The organism is Aquimarina sp. MMG015, assembly GCF_018100855.1.
GTDB classification, from domain to species: domain Bacteria; phylum Bacteroidota; class Bacteroidia; order Flavobacteriales; family Flavobacteriaceae; genus Aquimarina; species Aquimarina latercula.
Window position 1 is genome coordinate 315,931 of the sequence record NZ_JAGJEB010000005.1, and the last position, 13,211, is coordinate 329,141.

11 protein-coding genes and 1 tRNA gene are annotated in these 13,211 nt (G+C 32.0%); 4 read left to right on the forward strand and 8 right to left on the reverse strand.

The features are described 5' to 3' along the window. Positions 1-492: 492 nt before the first annotated feature. The 3 genes from J8L88_RS11900 to J8L88_RS11910 all read right to left on the reverse strand — a co-directional run bounded on the left by J8L88_RS11900 (position 493) and on the right by J8L88_RS11910 (position 2,241). Positions 493-566: transfer RNA gene (locus J8L88_RS11900), tRNA-Arg, on the reverse strand. Positions 567-610: 44 nt separating this feature from the next. Then, positions 611-838, reverse strand: a complete 228-nt coding sequence (locus J8L88_RS11905; RefSeq protein WP_211060833.1) for a putative signal transducing protein — start codon at positions 836-838, stop codon at positions 611-613. 62 nt (positions 839-900) lie between these two features. Next, positions 901-2,241, reverse strand: coding sequence for an SPFH domain-containing protein (locus tag J8L88_RS11910; RefSeq protein ID WP_211060834.1), 1,341 nt, complete (start codon positions 2,239-2,241; stop codon positions 901-903). A gap of 378 nt (positions 2,242-2,619) precedes the next feature. Here J8L88_RS11910 and J8L88_RS11915 point away from each other — a divergent pair, with 378 nt between their 5' ends. Further along, a complete protein-coding gene (locus J8L88_RS11915) occupies positions 2,620-3,132 on the forward strand; it encodes an adenine phosphoribosyltransferase (protein ID WP_027392437.1) in 513 nt (170 codons plus the stop codon). Positions 3,133-3,193: 61 nt separating this feature from the next. Here J8L88_RS11915 and J8L88_RS11920 read toward each other — a convergent pair whose 3' ends face one another. The 4 genes from J8L88_RS11920 to J8L88_RS11930 all read right to left on the reverse strand — a co-directional run bounded on the left by J8L88_RS11920 (position 3,194) and on the right by J8L88_RS11930 (position 6,747). Next, on the reverse strand, positions 3,194-4,015 hold the full coding sequence (locus J8L88_RS11920; RefSeq protein WP_211060835.1) for a hypothetical protein: 822 nt from the start codon (positions 4,013-4,015) through the stop codon (positions 3,194-3,196). Between the two features lie 127 nt (positions 4,016-4,142). Further along, the gene (locus J8L88_RS23555; RefSeq protein ID WP_027392435.1) at positions 4,143-4,292 is read right to left on the reverse strand and encodes a hypothetical protein; all 150 of its coding nucleotides are present in this window, start codon (positions 4,290-4,292) and stop codon (positions 4,143-4,145) included. Positions 4,293-4,358: 66 nt separating this feature from the next. Next, positions 4,359-6,386 carry a M56 family metallopeptidase gene (locus J8L88_RS11925; protein WP_118387047.1) on the reverse strand — a complete coding sequence of 676 codons (2,028 nt, stop codon included), beginning with the start codon at positions 6,384-6,386 and terminating at the stop codon, positions 4,359-4,361. Positions 6,387-6,390: 4 nt separating this feature from the next. Beyond that, positions 6,391-6,747 (reverse strand): BlaI/MecI/CopY family transcriptional regulator, encoded by a 357-nt coding sequence (locus tag J8L88_RS11930; protein WP_211060836.1) that lies wholly within the window; start codon positions 6,745-6,747, stop codon positions 6,391-6,393. Positions 6,748-6,930: 183 nt separating this feature from the next. On the opposite strand from J8L88_RS11930, the gene J8L88_RS11935 reads away from it, so the two are divergent. Then, positions 6,931-7,884, forward strand: coding sequence for a calcium/sodium antiporter (locus tag J8L88_RS11935; RefSeq protein ID WP_027392432.1), 954 nt, complete (start codon positions 6,931-6,933; stop codon positions 7,882-7,884). 297 nt (positions 7,885-8,181) lie between these two features. Here the strand turns inward: J8L88_RS11935 and J8L88_RS11940 are convergent, their stop codons facing one another. Beyond that, positions 8,182-9,204 carry a glutamine synthetase beta-grasp domain-containing protein gene (locus J8L88_RS11940; protein WP_027392431.1) on the reverse strand — a complete coding sequence of 341 codons (1,023 nt, stop codon included), beginning with the start codon at positions 9,202-9,204 and terminating at the stop codon, positions 8,182-8,184. Between the two features lie 219 nt (positions 9,205-9,423). Between J8L88_RS11940 and J8L88_RS11945 the strand changes: the two genes are divergently transcribed. Beyond that, positions 9,424-11,610: a glutamine synthetase III gene (locus J8L88_RS11945; protein ID WP_027392430.1), complete on the forward strand. Its 2,187-nt coding sequence runs from the start codon at positions 9,424-9,426 to the stop codon at positions 11,608-11,610. A 335-nt stretch (positions 11,611-11,945) separates the two neighbouring features. Further along, complete coding sequence (locus J8L88_RS11950; protein WP_035084888.1) at positions 11,946-13,136, forward strand: hypothetical protein; 1,191 nt, start codon at positions 11,946-11,948, stop codon at positions 13,134-13,136. The last annotated feature ends 75 nt before the right edge of the window (positions 13,137-13,211 follow it).

The following is a 13,211-nucleotide window of genomic DNA, read 5'->3' on the forward strand; positions in this document are numbered from 1 at the left end:
CTCAAGTTTTCTAATGGTAAAAAAGCCTGCAAAAAAATGCAGACCTTTTATCGATGCTCCCCAGGCATCTAGAGTTCAAACTTTTCGATGTACGAATTGTTTGAAATTGAAAAATCGAATTTTATCAATTACTGTCTTGAAAAAAATGAAGTCAATTTTATTTTCTTGTTAAAGTACGAAGTGCGCAACCGTGGTCTTGAGTATGACCGCATTCGCCTGCGTAGTATGTATAGATCATGTTTCCGCCGATGATTTGTTTAAACTCAAGCTTAGAAATGACTTCTTTGTTTAGTTTTAGTTTTTGCAGTTTACTGTTTTTTTTCATCTTTATTAATAGTTTAAAGGATTATTTAATTACCGATAAAACTATGCCTGAAGAGGGGTGAAATGGTGAAGCCTTATAAACTTTTACTTTTAAAATGATAAAACGGTATTTAGGAGAATAAAAAAAGCGGACAAAAAGTTAATTTTAACTTGTTTGTCCGCTTAAAGTGACCTCGGCAGGATTCAAACCTGCAACCTCTTGAGCCGTAATCAAGTGCACTATTCAGTTATGCTACGAGGCCTTTTTTGCGGGTGCAAATATATGAGTATTTAATAAAATATAAAACTATTTTGAAATTTCTTTTTTAAAATTTTCAATGATTTCACTAGCTTTTTTGGCATCATCGTTATAAATGAATAGCTCAGTTGAACCTTCAATAGCTCCAAAACCTGCTAACCTTCCAGATTCTTTGTGATCTTTTATAATAAAATGAATATTTATTTCATCTAATAAATAAGCTAGTCTGTTAATTATGATAGATGTTCCTGTATATATATTTATATGCTTTTCCATATGTATTATGTTTATTTAGTTATTAGCGGAATGAAAATGTTTCATTCCGCTTTTTTTTAATGTTACTCTTTGGATGTTTTTTGTGACATCATCTTTTTGGCAAGATCAGCACCAATCAAAGATTGTAGTAGGTTGCCGTTGGTTCCCGATTTACTTCCATCTTGGATATAAATCTCTGGAAGCTGTAAATCTTTAAGCTGTTTCGCAACATTGACAGAGGTTTTAAATTCCCACTCCGCTCGTTCCTGTGGCGTAAGTCCTGCTGTTACTAGTTTTGCGTTTTCATAAGATTGTGCATCGGCCATGGTTTTCTGAGTTTTGGCCTTAAACTGTGCCACCTCATAATTTTTACGCTCCTCAATAAGGTTAAATTCTGCTACTTTGGCTTTTGTTTCGGCTTCAATAGTTTTCTGAATTTGCTCTTTTTCTAATCTAGCTCTTTCTGCGGCTTTTTCAGCTTCACCTCGTGCAGTTTCTTTTTGAGCACGATAAAATTCACGTTCTGCTTGTTGTTTTTCTAACTGAGTCTGCGCAACTTCTTCTTTTTGTAACTGAAGACGTTTGTCAAATTCTGGTTCCCAGTCTATTTCTGTAACAACAGCTTGTACAACCGTTAGACCGTATCCTTTTAACGAGTTTCCTTTTTCTCTAACAGGTTCTCCATTATGATATTTAATTCTAAAACGTTTTTGCTTTGATTCCTTGTTAACAATTGTTCGGACTGTAGCACTATCACCAATGGTTTCTCTGTTTTCATTAGCAATAAACTCCTCTAGAACATACATTCCATTTTCTAATTGATCTTTAAAATATCTATCAAAATCCGAAGCTTGTCCAGATATATAATCTTGAGCATCCATAAGCTTACAGGTGTTTTTAATAGATTGGTCGATATTAGGAATGATTCTGGATCTAATCAAGTTTCTTTCGGTTTTGTTACGATCAGCAACAGATAAAAATTGATTTTGATCTGCTGTATTGATACTGATAACTACCGAAGTTGCAATTCTGGCTTTTACTGCATCACTAAACGCCCAATATTTAGCTTTGTCAACATTAGCGTATTTACTTTGCTCTCCTAATTCATTTTTCTTGTTAGGGATTACATATTTAATAGGTAATTCGAATTGAATAGGGATTAATCGTCCCCACATTTTAGTATGTATTCCTTGATGTACAACCGCTTTTTGACTCCCCCAAGGATACTGAACTGCATAAGCGGTTCCTGGTTCTGCATAAAAGAACATTCCCGAAATTACACTCATGACTAATCCAATTATAATCATTGAGATATTTCTTTTTCGAGTGAATTTATGTAGTGTTTTTGATTCTTTAAAAAAAGGTTTGATGATAAAGATGGTGATTCCTATAAACACCATGATAATTCCTAGATATGTTAGCATAGTTATGATGTATTAAATTTTATTAATTAATTATTTAGTTAATAAGTGTACATCGTTGACTACATGATTTCTATGCTTTTAATAGTGAAAAAGTTGGTTTAATTAATTCTCGTGCATGTAAGATATATAGGTTGTTGTAATTAGAAAAATATTTATATTAAAATCTATAGAGGTAAATTGATACTGTAAGCTTAAAGATGATTTTAGTTTTGGATTGAAACCTAATATGTTTATTTGTTGTTTTAAATTGTAATATAATATTTATTTTTTTAGGTATAAATGTAATTTTTCAAGAGGTGTTTTTGAGATGATTTTTTAATTGTAGACCATTTTCATAATTTTTGGTACTCTTTTTTCTAATTTCATTATTTTGCGTTCATGAATTTAGAAGAATTAATTAGAGATGTTCCTGATTTTCCGAAGGCTGGTATTGTTTTTAAAGATATTACACCGCTTTTAGCGAACTCAGAAGCTTTAGTGTATTGTGCGGATCGATTAGCTGAACAATGTCCTACGGGTGTAAAAATTGATAAAGTTATTGGTATTGAAGCAAGAGGTTTTATGTTAGGCTGTATGATTGCAGAACGATTAGCCGCGGGTTTTATTCCGGTGCGTAAGAAAGGGAAGTTACCTTCTGAAGTAATTTCAAAAAGCTATGGGTTAGAATATGGAGAAGATATTTTAGAGATCCATAAAGATGCAATCAAACCGGGGGATAACATTTTGATACATGATGATGTTTTAGCAACGGGAGGGACAGCAAATGCTGTTTGCCAACTTGTAACAGAACTCGGTGGAAATATAGTACAATGTAATTTTATAATGGAATTAGGCTTTCTAAATGGGAAGGAAAAACTTAACTGTAATGTAGCTTCGTTGTTAAGTTATTAATAAAAAAGAAACAGCTTTCAGTATTATAACCTGAAAGCCGTTTCTTTAATAATTTGGAATCTTATTTTTTAGAAGTTGCGATAATAGCACCGTCTTTTGCTTTGTCACCATATAAACTTATTGCAGTAGTAGCTTTTAGGAAGTCTACTGCTTCTAGTTTATCTGCTTTAGCTAATTCGTCCAATGTTTTAAAATCAGATTCTTTTCCGTCAATGATTATTAGCTTTTCTATGTCTGGATCATCTATAAAACTAAACTTTTTAGATTTGCTAAAATGCGAAGGGAATTGTTGTCCATTAAAAATTAGGTTTCCGTTTTCATCTTCTTCAAATTCGAAAGAGTTCATGATTTGATTTTTTAAACTACCTATATCAAAATGTTTTCCATTAAAAAATATGGAGTCACCTTCTTTGTCAAAATCAAAGTTAAATCTAAAGTTTTGGTTTTTTAAAATACTATCTAAATCAAAGTTTTGTTTGTTAAAACCAATCTGGTTTCTCCAAGAAGAAATGTCAAACATGCCAGAGTTAGTAATGTAAAGATTTCCATTTTTATACCCAAGCTCAACATCAGATATGGGTTCGGATGATGATGAGGAGTATTTGCTCTTAGCATTTCCTTTTTTTAGAACAATGTTTAAACTAGTGATTTCATTTTGACTATTAAACTCTATATTTTCAATAATTAGTTCAATACCATTTTCTAAAAAAAACATTTTAAGGTCCTCTAACTCCTTTTCAGTGGTGTTCTTGTTTATTGTTGCTATAATTTCATTAAACTCAGATACTAACTGTTGAGGTGTGTTTGTAGTCGATCCTGAGGTGAATGCTGATAGGGAAAGTATACCTAGTATACCCATTCCAAAAATGATCCATTTTTTCATACTAAATATTATTTTGATTTTCGATTTTTAATTGAAATGAATTCAATATAAATACGAAAAAGGAAAATGGATGTTGCAGAATATAATTCTTTCTTATCTGAGCTTGTTGTTTGTATTTAAGTGAATACTAAAGAGCTCTTTTGGTTACATATAATCTCCAACCAAAAATTAGCATTTGTAGTTTAGAAGCTTTACTAAGATCCAGTTGTCGTTTTGTAAAACTAGGAAGTAATAGTTTGTTTAATTTTGCTAAAAATATAAAAAGCTGTTTTTTCATATCTCTAAAATAAAAAAACTCACTTAAATTTAAGTGAGTTTTTAAGTAATTGTGATATTGATTTCGTTATTTCAATATAACTTCTACAACACCATTTTCTCCTTTAGAACCAAATTTAGTGATTGCTTTTAAGGATTTATAGACATTTACAGATGCTATATTATCCGGATTTATGTTGGTGAGTTCACTGTATTTAGATTCTTTTCCATTAATAAAAATTAAGGGCTTCGGTTCGTTGTCATTAGATGATCCAATTTGGATATCCTCTTTATCTATTCTAATATCAAAACCAGTTTCTTTTTTCGCGCTCTTTTTTGTTGTAATATGAATGACACCATCTTCTCCTTTTTTTCCATATTTCATTACATTTTCTTTTCCTTTGGATACATCTATACTTTGTATCTCATCAGTCTTCAGCTTTTTCACTTCTTTTTTACTAGCTTCTTTTCCATCGATAATGTATAAAGGGTCTTTATCAGAATCATTATCAAAATCAAAAAGTGTTTTGCTACCGTTGGAGTGAAAAGATAAATGACTTTGATTGTCATCAGTTTTTATGAAAATTGTGTTTTTTCCATCTTTTTTTCGTGATACTTTTCTTTTTTTCTTTTTATCACCTTCTACAATAAAAATACTTTCTTCGTCATCATCAGAATTAATTTCTATAATATGTGTATCACTATGTTTACTTCCCTTATTCTTGCTGATCCAAATGTTATTGCTGGATTGTCCGATGTTTATTTTGTCTTCTTTACTATTATAGGATAAAACTAATGGTGTAATTGGAGAATCATTTGATAATGAAAAATTAGCATTACTGTTTTTAGATGATACATCAACACTTATACTAGTGATGTCATTATTACTGTCGCGTTCGACATCACTAAAAGTCACTTTTACGTTATATTCATTTTTTAAAATCCGCTTTATTTTTTCAAGATCTTTTTTTGTGGATTTCTTATTGATTACAAACTCAATCGTATTTTTCTTACTTTTTGCAAGGACTTCTTTTTTTACACCGGTTTTGTTTTCTTCAATATTTTCTTGTTTAGGGAACTTGGTTGATAGGATTACTTTTTCTTTGTTAGGTGTATTATTGGTTGGGTACTCTTTTTTAGAATCCTCTTTCTTTTTTACAGGAAATTTCTCCTTTTTAATAATATTATCAGTTTCATTAGGTGCTATATCTTCTATAGTAGTTGTGGCTTGATCAGAAGTTTTGTTTTGGATATATTGTATTTCTGTTTTAGTGTTAAAACTCCATAAAAATAAACTTAGCAATGGTAAGATGATTGTTGCTTTCCATAAATTTTGATTTTTTGATTCCTTTTTGTTTAGCATAACGATTCGTTTTTTGATTAATGATTGATAAAAATTATTGGTGATAGATGAATAATTATTAGATGATACTTTGACCAGTGTTAATTGATACTCTTTTTTTGAAGGAATATCTCGTACGGCCTCTTGATCAGCGATAAATTCTAAATTTTGCTGTAAACTTTTTTTGTATATCCAAGAAAAAGGGTTGATCCACTGAAATATCACAAAAACATTGGCGATCAGTATATCTAGTGTATGATATTGTTTGGCATGAATTTTTTCATGTTTTATGATCATTTCTAGTTCTTTAGATTCGTGTAATGTGGGATTGAATATGATGTATTTAAAGAAAGAAAATGGAGCGATATCTTCTTCGGTTTTTAAGAAAGAAAACCCATTATTTCGTTTATTAGGACTTTTTTTAAATATCCTTTGTAAGGATACAAGTTGAAAAATAAATCGTATTAATAAAATGGAGGTAATAGTGATATATGTGCTAAAGATTATAACCCACCAGTCTATCGACGTTGTCTGATTTTCGGAAATAGAAGCAGTTGAAGAATTAACTTCTATTATCTGAAAATTAGGTTGTTCTATAAATTCTATTGTTGTGAATTCTAAGAGTGGTAGTAATAGAGCGCTTACAATTCCTGTAAGTAAGAAGTGTCTATTAACTGTAAAGAAAGTGTCCTTTCTTAAAAGAAAAAAATAAACAAGATAAAATAAGGATAATACAATACTGGACTTAACTAAATAGATTAAAAAAGCTTCCATAAGTTTATTTTTTTTGTTCGATTACATCTAAAATCTCTCTCAACTCTTCTGCGGTTATTTTCTCTTCTTTAGCAAAAAAAGAAACCATGTTTTTGTAAGAGTCATTAAAGTATTGACTCATCGCTTTACTAACAAAGTTGTTTCTGTACATTTCTTTTGTAATAACAGGGAAGTATTGGTGTGTTTTTCCATATGCTTTATGATCAATGTACCCTTTTTCTTCAAGGTTTCTTATGATAGTCGATACTGTATTATAATGAACAGTATTTTTTAATTCAGCTTGAACCTCTTTAGCAAAAGCTTTTTCTAATTTCCATAGCGCTTGCATGATCTCCTCTTCCTTATTAGTAAGTTTTTCCATTTTATCTTTTTATATGAGCTCAAATATATAACTACATAATTAGTTTCACAACTATTTTTATAGTTATTTAACTATTTTAATAGTTTTCATTTGTTTTTTAAGCAGAGTTACTACTAAAAAATGATTGTTATATTCATTACATATGGTATACTTATTTTATATTCGCAAACAAATTAACAGCATATGATTCAGAGTGTACTTTTTGTAATTATAGGATTTGTACTTCTTGTAGTTGGAGGAGAATATTTAGTGCGTTCTTCGGTAGCATTGTCGTTTAGATTAAAGCTTTCAAAAATGGTGATAGGCCTTACAGTAGTCTCTTTTGCTACTTCTGCGCCAGAGTTGTTAGTTAGTTTACAGGCTGCTTTAGGAGGCTCTGCTGATCTTTCTTTGAGTAATGTGATTGGATCAAACGTTGCTAACATTGGGTTGGTTTTAGGTATTACTGCATTAATTGGTCCATTGGCTATAGATAAAGATTTTTATAAGTTTAATTGGCCAGTGATGATGCTTTTGTCTTTAGTACTTTATTTTTTCTTAGATAATGATGGTGTTCTTACCAGAGTTGAAGGAGGGGTATTATTAGGATCACTTTTTGTGTATATGTTTTTGTTGATAAGAAGAGCAAGAAAGCACGCTGATAAAACGGTAGAAGATGTTGATGATTCGTTAGAAAAGATATCTAATTTTAAAATGATTCTCTGGTTGCTCATTGGTGGTGTAGCTTTGTATTTTGGTTCAGAGTTGTTAGTAGAAGGAGCCAAGGATATAGCAACTAGAATGGGAGTTAGTGAAGCTGTGATTGGTCTTACGATGGTTGCAATTGGGACTAGTGTTCCTGAATTGGCAGCTTCAGTAATTGCAGCATTGAAACAAGAAAAAGCAATTTCTCTAGGAAATCTTATAGGTTCTAATATTTTTAATATCGCATCTGTTTTAGGTGTTACTTCTTTAATTCAACCTATCGCTGTAACAGATACTCGTTTAATGAATATAGATATATTTTGGATGTTAGGATTTGCAATGATTTTATTGCCTTTGGCATTTATTCCTAAAAAAATGGTTTTAGGTAGACCAAAAGGATTTTTGATCTTTTCTTGTTATTGCGTATTTATTGCCTTGGTTTTTTTAAAGTAGATAGTTTTATGTAAGCTTAATGGTTTCTGTTAGTTTGTTTTAAATTGATTTATTTACTGTTAGTTTGATTTTTTCTTGCAATAGAAATTTATACACATATATAGTTATTGCGGGATGTAGCTTATTCTTTTTTTAGGTTTAATAAGATGTAATCTTTGTTTTTAATGAGTTATTAGTACAATGGTAGTTTAAATTGGTATTTTATTTAGGATAAGAGAATAAAAAAGCCTTCAAAGTACTTTGAAGGCTTTTTTGCGTTTAACAAACTTTTAGTTAGTTACACTTGCATCAAATCAATTATGCTGTTACTGCTGAAATATCAGCTGTTTTAACAGTCTTAACGATTCTAGCAGCGATTTTATAAGGATCACCATTAGATGCAGGACGACGATCTTCTAACCATCCTTTCCATCCATTCTCTACAGTGATAATAGGAATTCTTATTGAAGCTCCTCTATCCGATATTCCGTAAGAAAATTCATTAATAGATTGAGTTTCATGTTCTCCTGTTAATCTTTGGTCATTAAATTCACCATAAACAGCGATATGCTCCTTAGTTACTGGTCTAAATGCTTCACAAATAGTTTCGTAAACTTCTTTAGAACCACAAGTTCTTAATACTTCGTTAGAGAAATTAGCGTGCATACCAGAACCATTCCAGTCACCTTTTACTGGTTTTGGGTGGTATTCAATATAGTATCCATATTTTTCTGTAAGTCTATCTAGTAGGTATCTAGCTACCCATATTTCATCCCCCGCTTTCTTAGCTCCTTTAGAGAATAATTGAAATTCCCATTGTCCACTTGCAACTTCTTGGTTGATACCTTCGAAGTTAAGGCCAGCATCAATACATAAATCAGCGTGTTCTTCTACAAAGTCTCTACCGTGAGTATTTCTACCTCCAACAGAACAATAATACATACCTTGTGGTCCAGGATATCCTCCAACAGGGAAACCTAAAGGTAATTGAGTGTTTTTGTCCATAATAAAGTATTCCTGTTCGAAACCAAACCAGAAATCACCATCATCATCAATTGTAGCTCTTGCGTTGGATTCGTGTGGAGTTCCATCAGCATTAAGAACCTCAGTCATTACTAGGTATCCATTTCTTCTTGTTGGATCTGGATAAATAGCAACTGGTTTTAATAAACAGTCAGAAGATCCTCCTTCTGCTTGTTTTGTAGAACTACCGTCAAAAGACCATACAGGACAATCTTCAAGCTTTCCACTAAAATCATCTTCAACTTTTGTTTTACTTCTTAGATTAGCAGTTGGCTTATAACCATCTAACCAAATGTATTCTAATTTAGCTTTACTCATAATTAACACTTTATAAATTGAACTCTTAAAGGTTTCAAAATTAGTTTTATTTTGTGATAACGGAAAAAAAATAGGGGGTCAATTGTAGTTTTTTTATTAATTTTTATCAACACCCTACTTTTTTGCAGGGTATTTTGGTTTTATTTTAATTTTTAAAGAGCATTTTTTTAATATCAACAATAAAAACTTCTTTTATATTTGTAAAAAACTTATTCAATTATGTCAACACTTAGATTCCAAGCATTAAAAGAAGCATTAAATCGTAGTTCTGTGGTAATTACAGAAACAGAACGTAGATCTGTCTTGTTTGGGGAGAATGTATTTAATCAATCAACGATGCTCCAATATTTAACTAAGGACGCTTATAGTAGCGTGATGGATGCGATTGATCATGGAACTAAGATTGATAGAAGAATTGCCGATCAGATTGCATCTGCAATGAAGGATTGGTCATTGTCAAAAGGAGTAACTCATTATACACATTGGTTTCAACCTCTTACAGGAGCAACTGCGGAAAAACATGATGCATTTTTCGAAACTATAGGTAATGGTTTAGGGATAGAAAAGTTTGGTGGTGGTCAGTTGGTACAACAGGAACCTGATGCTTCTTCTTTTCCTCATGGTGGTATCCGTAATACATTCGAGGCTAGAGGTTATACTGCTTGGGATCCTACATCACCTGCATTTATTTATGGAACTACTTTGTGTATACCAACTGTATTTGTTGCTTACACAGGAGAAGCTCTAGATTATAAAACGCCATTGTTAAGGGCTTTACATGCAGTTGATACTGCAGCTACAGCAATTGCGAAGTATTTTGATAAAAATGTAAAAAAAGTAAATGCTTCATTAGGATGGGAGCAAGAATATTTTTTAATAGATCGAGCTTTAGTAGAGTCTCGTCCGGATCTTGTAATGACTGGTAGAACTCTTTTAGGTCATTCTTCTGCCAAAGGGCAGCAGTTGGATGATCATTATTTTGGGAGTATTCCTAATAGGGCTTTGGCTTTTATGAGAGATTTAGAAATTGAATGTATGTTATTGGGTATTCCTGTAAAAACTAGACATAATGAAGTAGCTCCGAATCAATTTGAACTTGCTCCTATTTATGAGGAAACTAATCTAGCAGTTGATCATAATTCTTTATTAATGGATATTATGGAAAAAGTTGCTTCTAGGCATAATCTAAAGGTTCTGCTACACGAAAAACCTTTTGCAGGAGTAAATGGATCCGGTAAGCATAATAATTGGTCATTAAGTACGAATACAGGTGTAAATTTATTAGGACCTGGTAAAACACCAATGAGTAATCTTCAGTTTTTAACATTTTTTATAAATACAATTAAGGCTATTAATGAGCACGAAGAGTTGATGAGAGCAGGAATAGCTTCGGCTAGTAATGATCATCGGTTAGGAGCTAATGAAGCCCCACCTGCTATTATGTCTGTTTTTATAGGAGAGCAACTTACTTCTGTCCTAAAAGAATTAGAAGGTGTTACTGACGGTAAGTTATCTCCAAAAGAAAAAACGGATTTAAAGCTTAATGTAGTTGGTAAAATTCCTGAAATCTTGTTAGATAATACGGATCGTAATAGAACATCTCCTTTTGCGTTTACTGGAAACAAGTTTGAATTCAGAGCAGTTGGATCTAAAGCGAATTGTGCTAATCCGATGACAATACTAAATACTATAGTGGCAAAACAACTTGTGGAATTTAAGAAAGAAGTTGATGTGCTAATCGATAAGAAAAGTCTAAAAAAGGATGAGGCGATCTTTAATGTATTAAGAGAGTATATTAAGCAATCTAAAAGTATTCTTTTTGAAGGTAATGGATATGGAGAGGCTTGGGAGAAAGAAGCTAAAAAGCGAGGTCTTAGTAATAATAAAACAACTCCAGAAGCATTAAAAGCCAAGGTTTCTAAAAAAACAATAGACCTTTTCGAAGAAATGGGTGTAATGAATAAAATAGAAGCAGAGGCACGTTATGAAATCGAAATCGAAGAATATGTAATGCGTATTCAGATTGAAGGTCGGGTATTGGGTGATGTAGCAAGGAATCATATTATTCCTACAGCGATTAAGTATCAAAACATGCTAATTAGTAATGTTTCTGGATTAAAAAATCTCTATGATAAAGATTTTAAGAAATATGCAAAAGAACAGATGGAGATTATAGAAGAAATTTCTAAACATATTGGTGAGATAAATACTAAAGTCAATGAAATGACCGAAGAACGAAGAAAAGCTAACAAATTATCTAATATAGAAAAGAAGGCCTTAGATTATTGTAAGAAAGTAAAACCTCTCTTTGATCAGATTCGATATAGTTGTGATGAATTAGAGTTGTTGGTAGATGATGAGTTGTGGCCTTTAACTAAGTACAGAGAGCTTCTTTTTACTAGATAGGTAAGAATTTACTGACCATTTATTTTTTTTGTTTTATTCTTAACAAAAAATTAATATCTGTTAAACCCTTGACAAAATCATATAAAACTCTGGTTTTTATGGCTTTTCCGTAATGCATTTTGTCGAATTCTTACAGAATATGTAAAAATACCCTTAAGGTTTTCATAAATTTGCTTTGTTCGGCAATAGCGCATAAATATTATTTGCAGAACGACTCCCCCAGATTTTTTATAAGGAAAGAGCGTTAGGTATTGATAAATATCTATCACTCAATCGTACGCCCCAAAATGTTTATTGAGAATTGAATTATTAATCAAATTTAATATATTTTACGTATGAAAAAAGTAATTTTTAGTCTAGCAACTTTATTAAGCGCGTCAGTGATGGTTGCACAGTCAAATGCTAGTAGCGTTGATCAATCGGGTGATATGAATGCTGCTAACATTACGCAAGTAGGTTTAGCAAATACAAACACTACAACTCAATTAGGAGCAGGTAATAATGCAGAAGCTATTCAGGGTAGTGAAGCATTCGCTTCTAGAAACGGAATTGTTACTCAAATGCAAACAGGAGATAAGAATAGCGCATTCGCTCAGCATGAAGAGGACAGAAATGAAGTTTATCAAGTACAAATAGGAAACGGAAATACTGCTTCTGCTACTCAAAATTTATTAAATTTTGGTGGAGATAATCTTTCTGAGCAACTTCAAGAAGGTAATGGTAACAATGCTACGATCTCTCAAGAAGGAGCTGGTTTCTTCGGAAATGGATCATTAAATTATGCTGGTCAAGGTCAGTTTGGAGATGCTAACACAGCAACTACTTCTCAAGGAGGTGAAGAAAACTTTAGTTTAATTATTCAGGATGGTTCTTTTAATACAGCTTCTATGGCGCAAGTAGGAGATGTTAATACTGCTGACCAGAGACAAGTTGGTGAAGCTAACTTAGCAAGTGGAGAGCAGTGGGGAACAAATAATACGTTAATTCAATCACAAACTGGTGGAGGTAACGTAGCTACTTCATTACAAGGTAGTAGTTTCTTTGATTCTAGAGGTGGTGTTGTTGATCAATTACAGTCTGGAGACGAGAATGAGGCATTTGCTCAACACGAAGAAGATAATAATTTTATTATTCAAACTCAGTTAGGTGATGGAAACTCTGTTTCTGCAACTCAAAATTTAGCATTTTTCGGTGGAGATAATATTGCAAGTCAGTTCCAATCAGGTAATGGAAATGTTGCTTCAGCTTCTCAAGAAGGTGACTTCGGTATTTTCGGAGAAGGAAACTTAGTACTTCAAGGACAAATAGGAGATGAAAACATTGCAGAATCTTTACAAAATGGAGCTAGTAATATCAGTGATATTTTCCAATTAGGAGATTCTAACTTTGCACAAGATACTCAGTTTGGAACAGGTAACACTACTTTTGTAACTCAAACTGGAGAGTCTCATAGTAGTATCATTCTTCAAAGTGGAACAGGTAACGCTGCTGTTGTAACACAGAGCGGTTCTGGAGGAGAGCTTTAAGAAATATTTTTAATATATTTGAGAGAGTTACACTGACCTTTAGTTAGTGTAACTCTTTTACTACTTTTAAAACCC

Excerpts from the sequence above, each read along its gene's own strand:
- J8L88_RS23555 (WP_027392435.1), bottom strand. The coding sequence starts at position 4,292 with ATGAAAAAACAGCTTTTTATATTTTTAGCAAAATTAAACAAACTATTA.
- J8L88_RS11905 (WP_211060833.1), bottom strand. The coding sequence starts at position 838 with ATGGAAAAGCATATAAATATATATACAGGAACATCTATCATAATTAAC.
- J8L88_RS11945 (WP_027392430.1), top strand. The coding sequence starts at position 9,424 with ATGTCAACACTTAGATTCCAAGCATTAAAAGAAGCATTAAATCGTAGT.
- J8L88_RS11930 (WP_211060836.1), bottom strand. The coding sequence starts at position 6,747 with ATGGAAAAACTTACTAATAAGGAAGAGGAGATCATGCAAGCGCTATGG.
- J8L88_RS11910 (WP_211060834.1), bottom strand. The coding sequence starts at position 2,241 with ATGCTAACATATCTAGGAATTATCATGGTGTTTATAGGAATCACCATC.
- J8L88_RS11915 (WP_027392437.1), top strand. The coding sequence starts at position 2,620 with ATGAATTTAGAAGAATTAATTAGAGATGTTCCTGATTTTCCGAAGGCT.
- J8L88_RS11925 (WP_118387047.1), bottom strand. The coding sequence starts at position 6,386 with ATGGAAGCTTTTTTAATCTATTTAGTTAAGTCCAGTATTGTATTATCC.
- J8L88_RS11950 (WP_035084888.1), top strand. The coding sequence starts at position 11,946 with ATGAAAAAAGTAATTTTTAGTCTAGCAACTTTATTAAGCGCGTCAGTG.
- J8L88_RS11940 (WP_027392431.1), bottom strand. The coding sequence starts at position 9,204 with ATGAGTAAAGCTAAATTAGAATACATTTGGTTAGATGGTTATAAGCCA.
- J8L88_RS11920 (WP_211060835.1), bottom strand. The coding sequence starts at position 4,015 with ATGAAAAAATGGATCATTTTTGGAATGGGTATACTAGGTATACTTTCC.
- J8L88_RS11935 (WP_027392432.1), top strand. The coding sequence starts at position 6,931 with ATGATTCAGAGTGTACTTTTTGTAATTATAGGATTTGTACTTCTTGTA.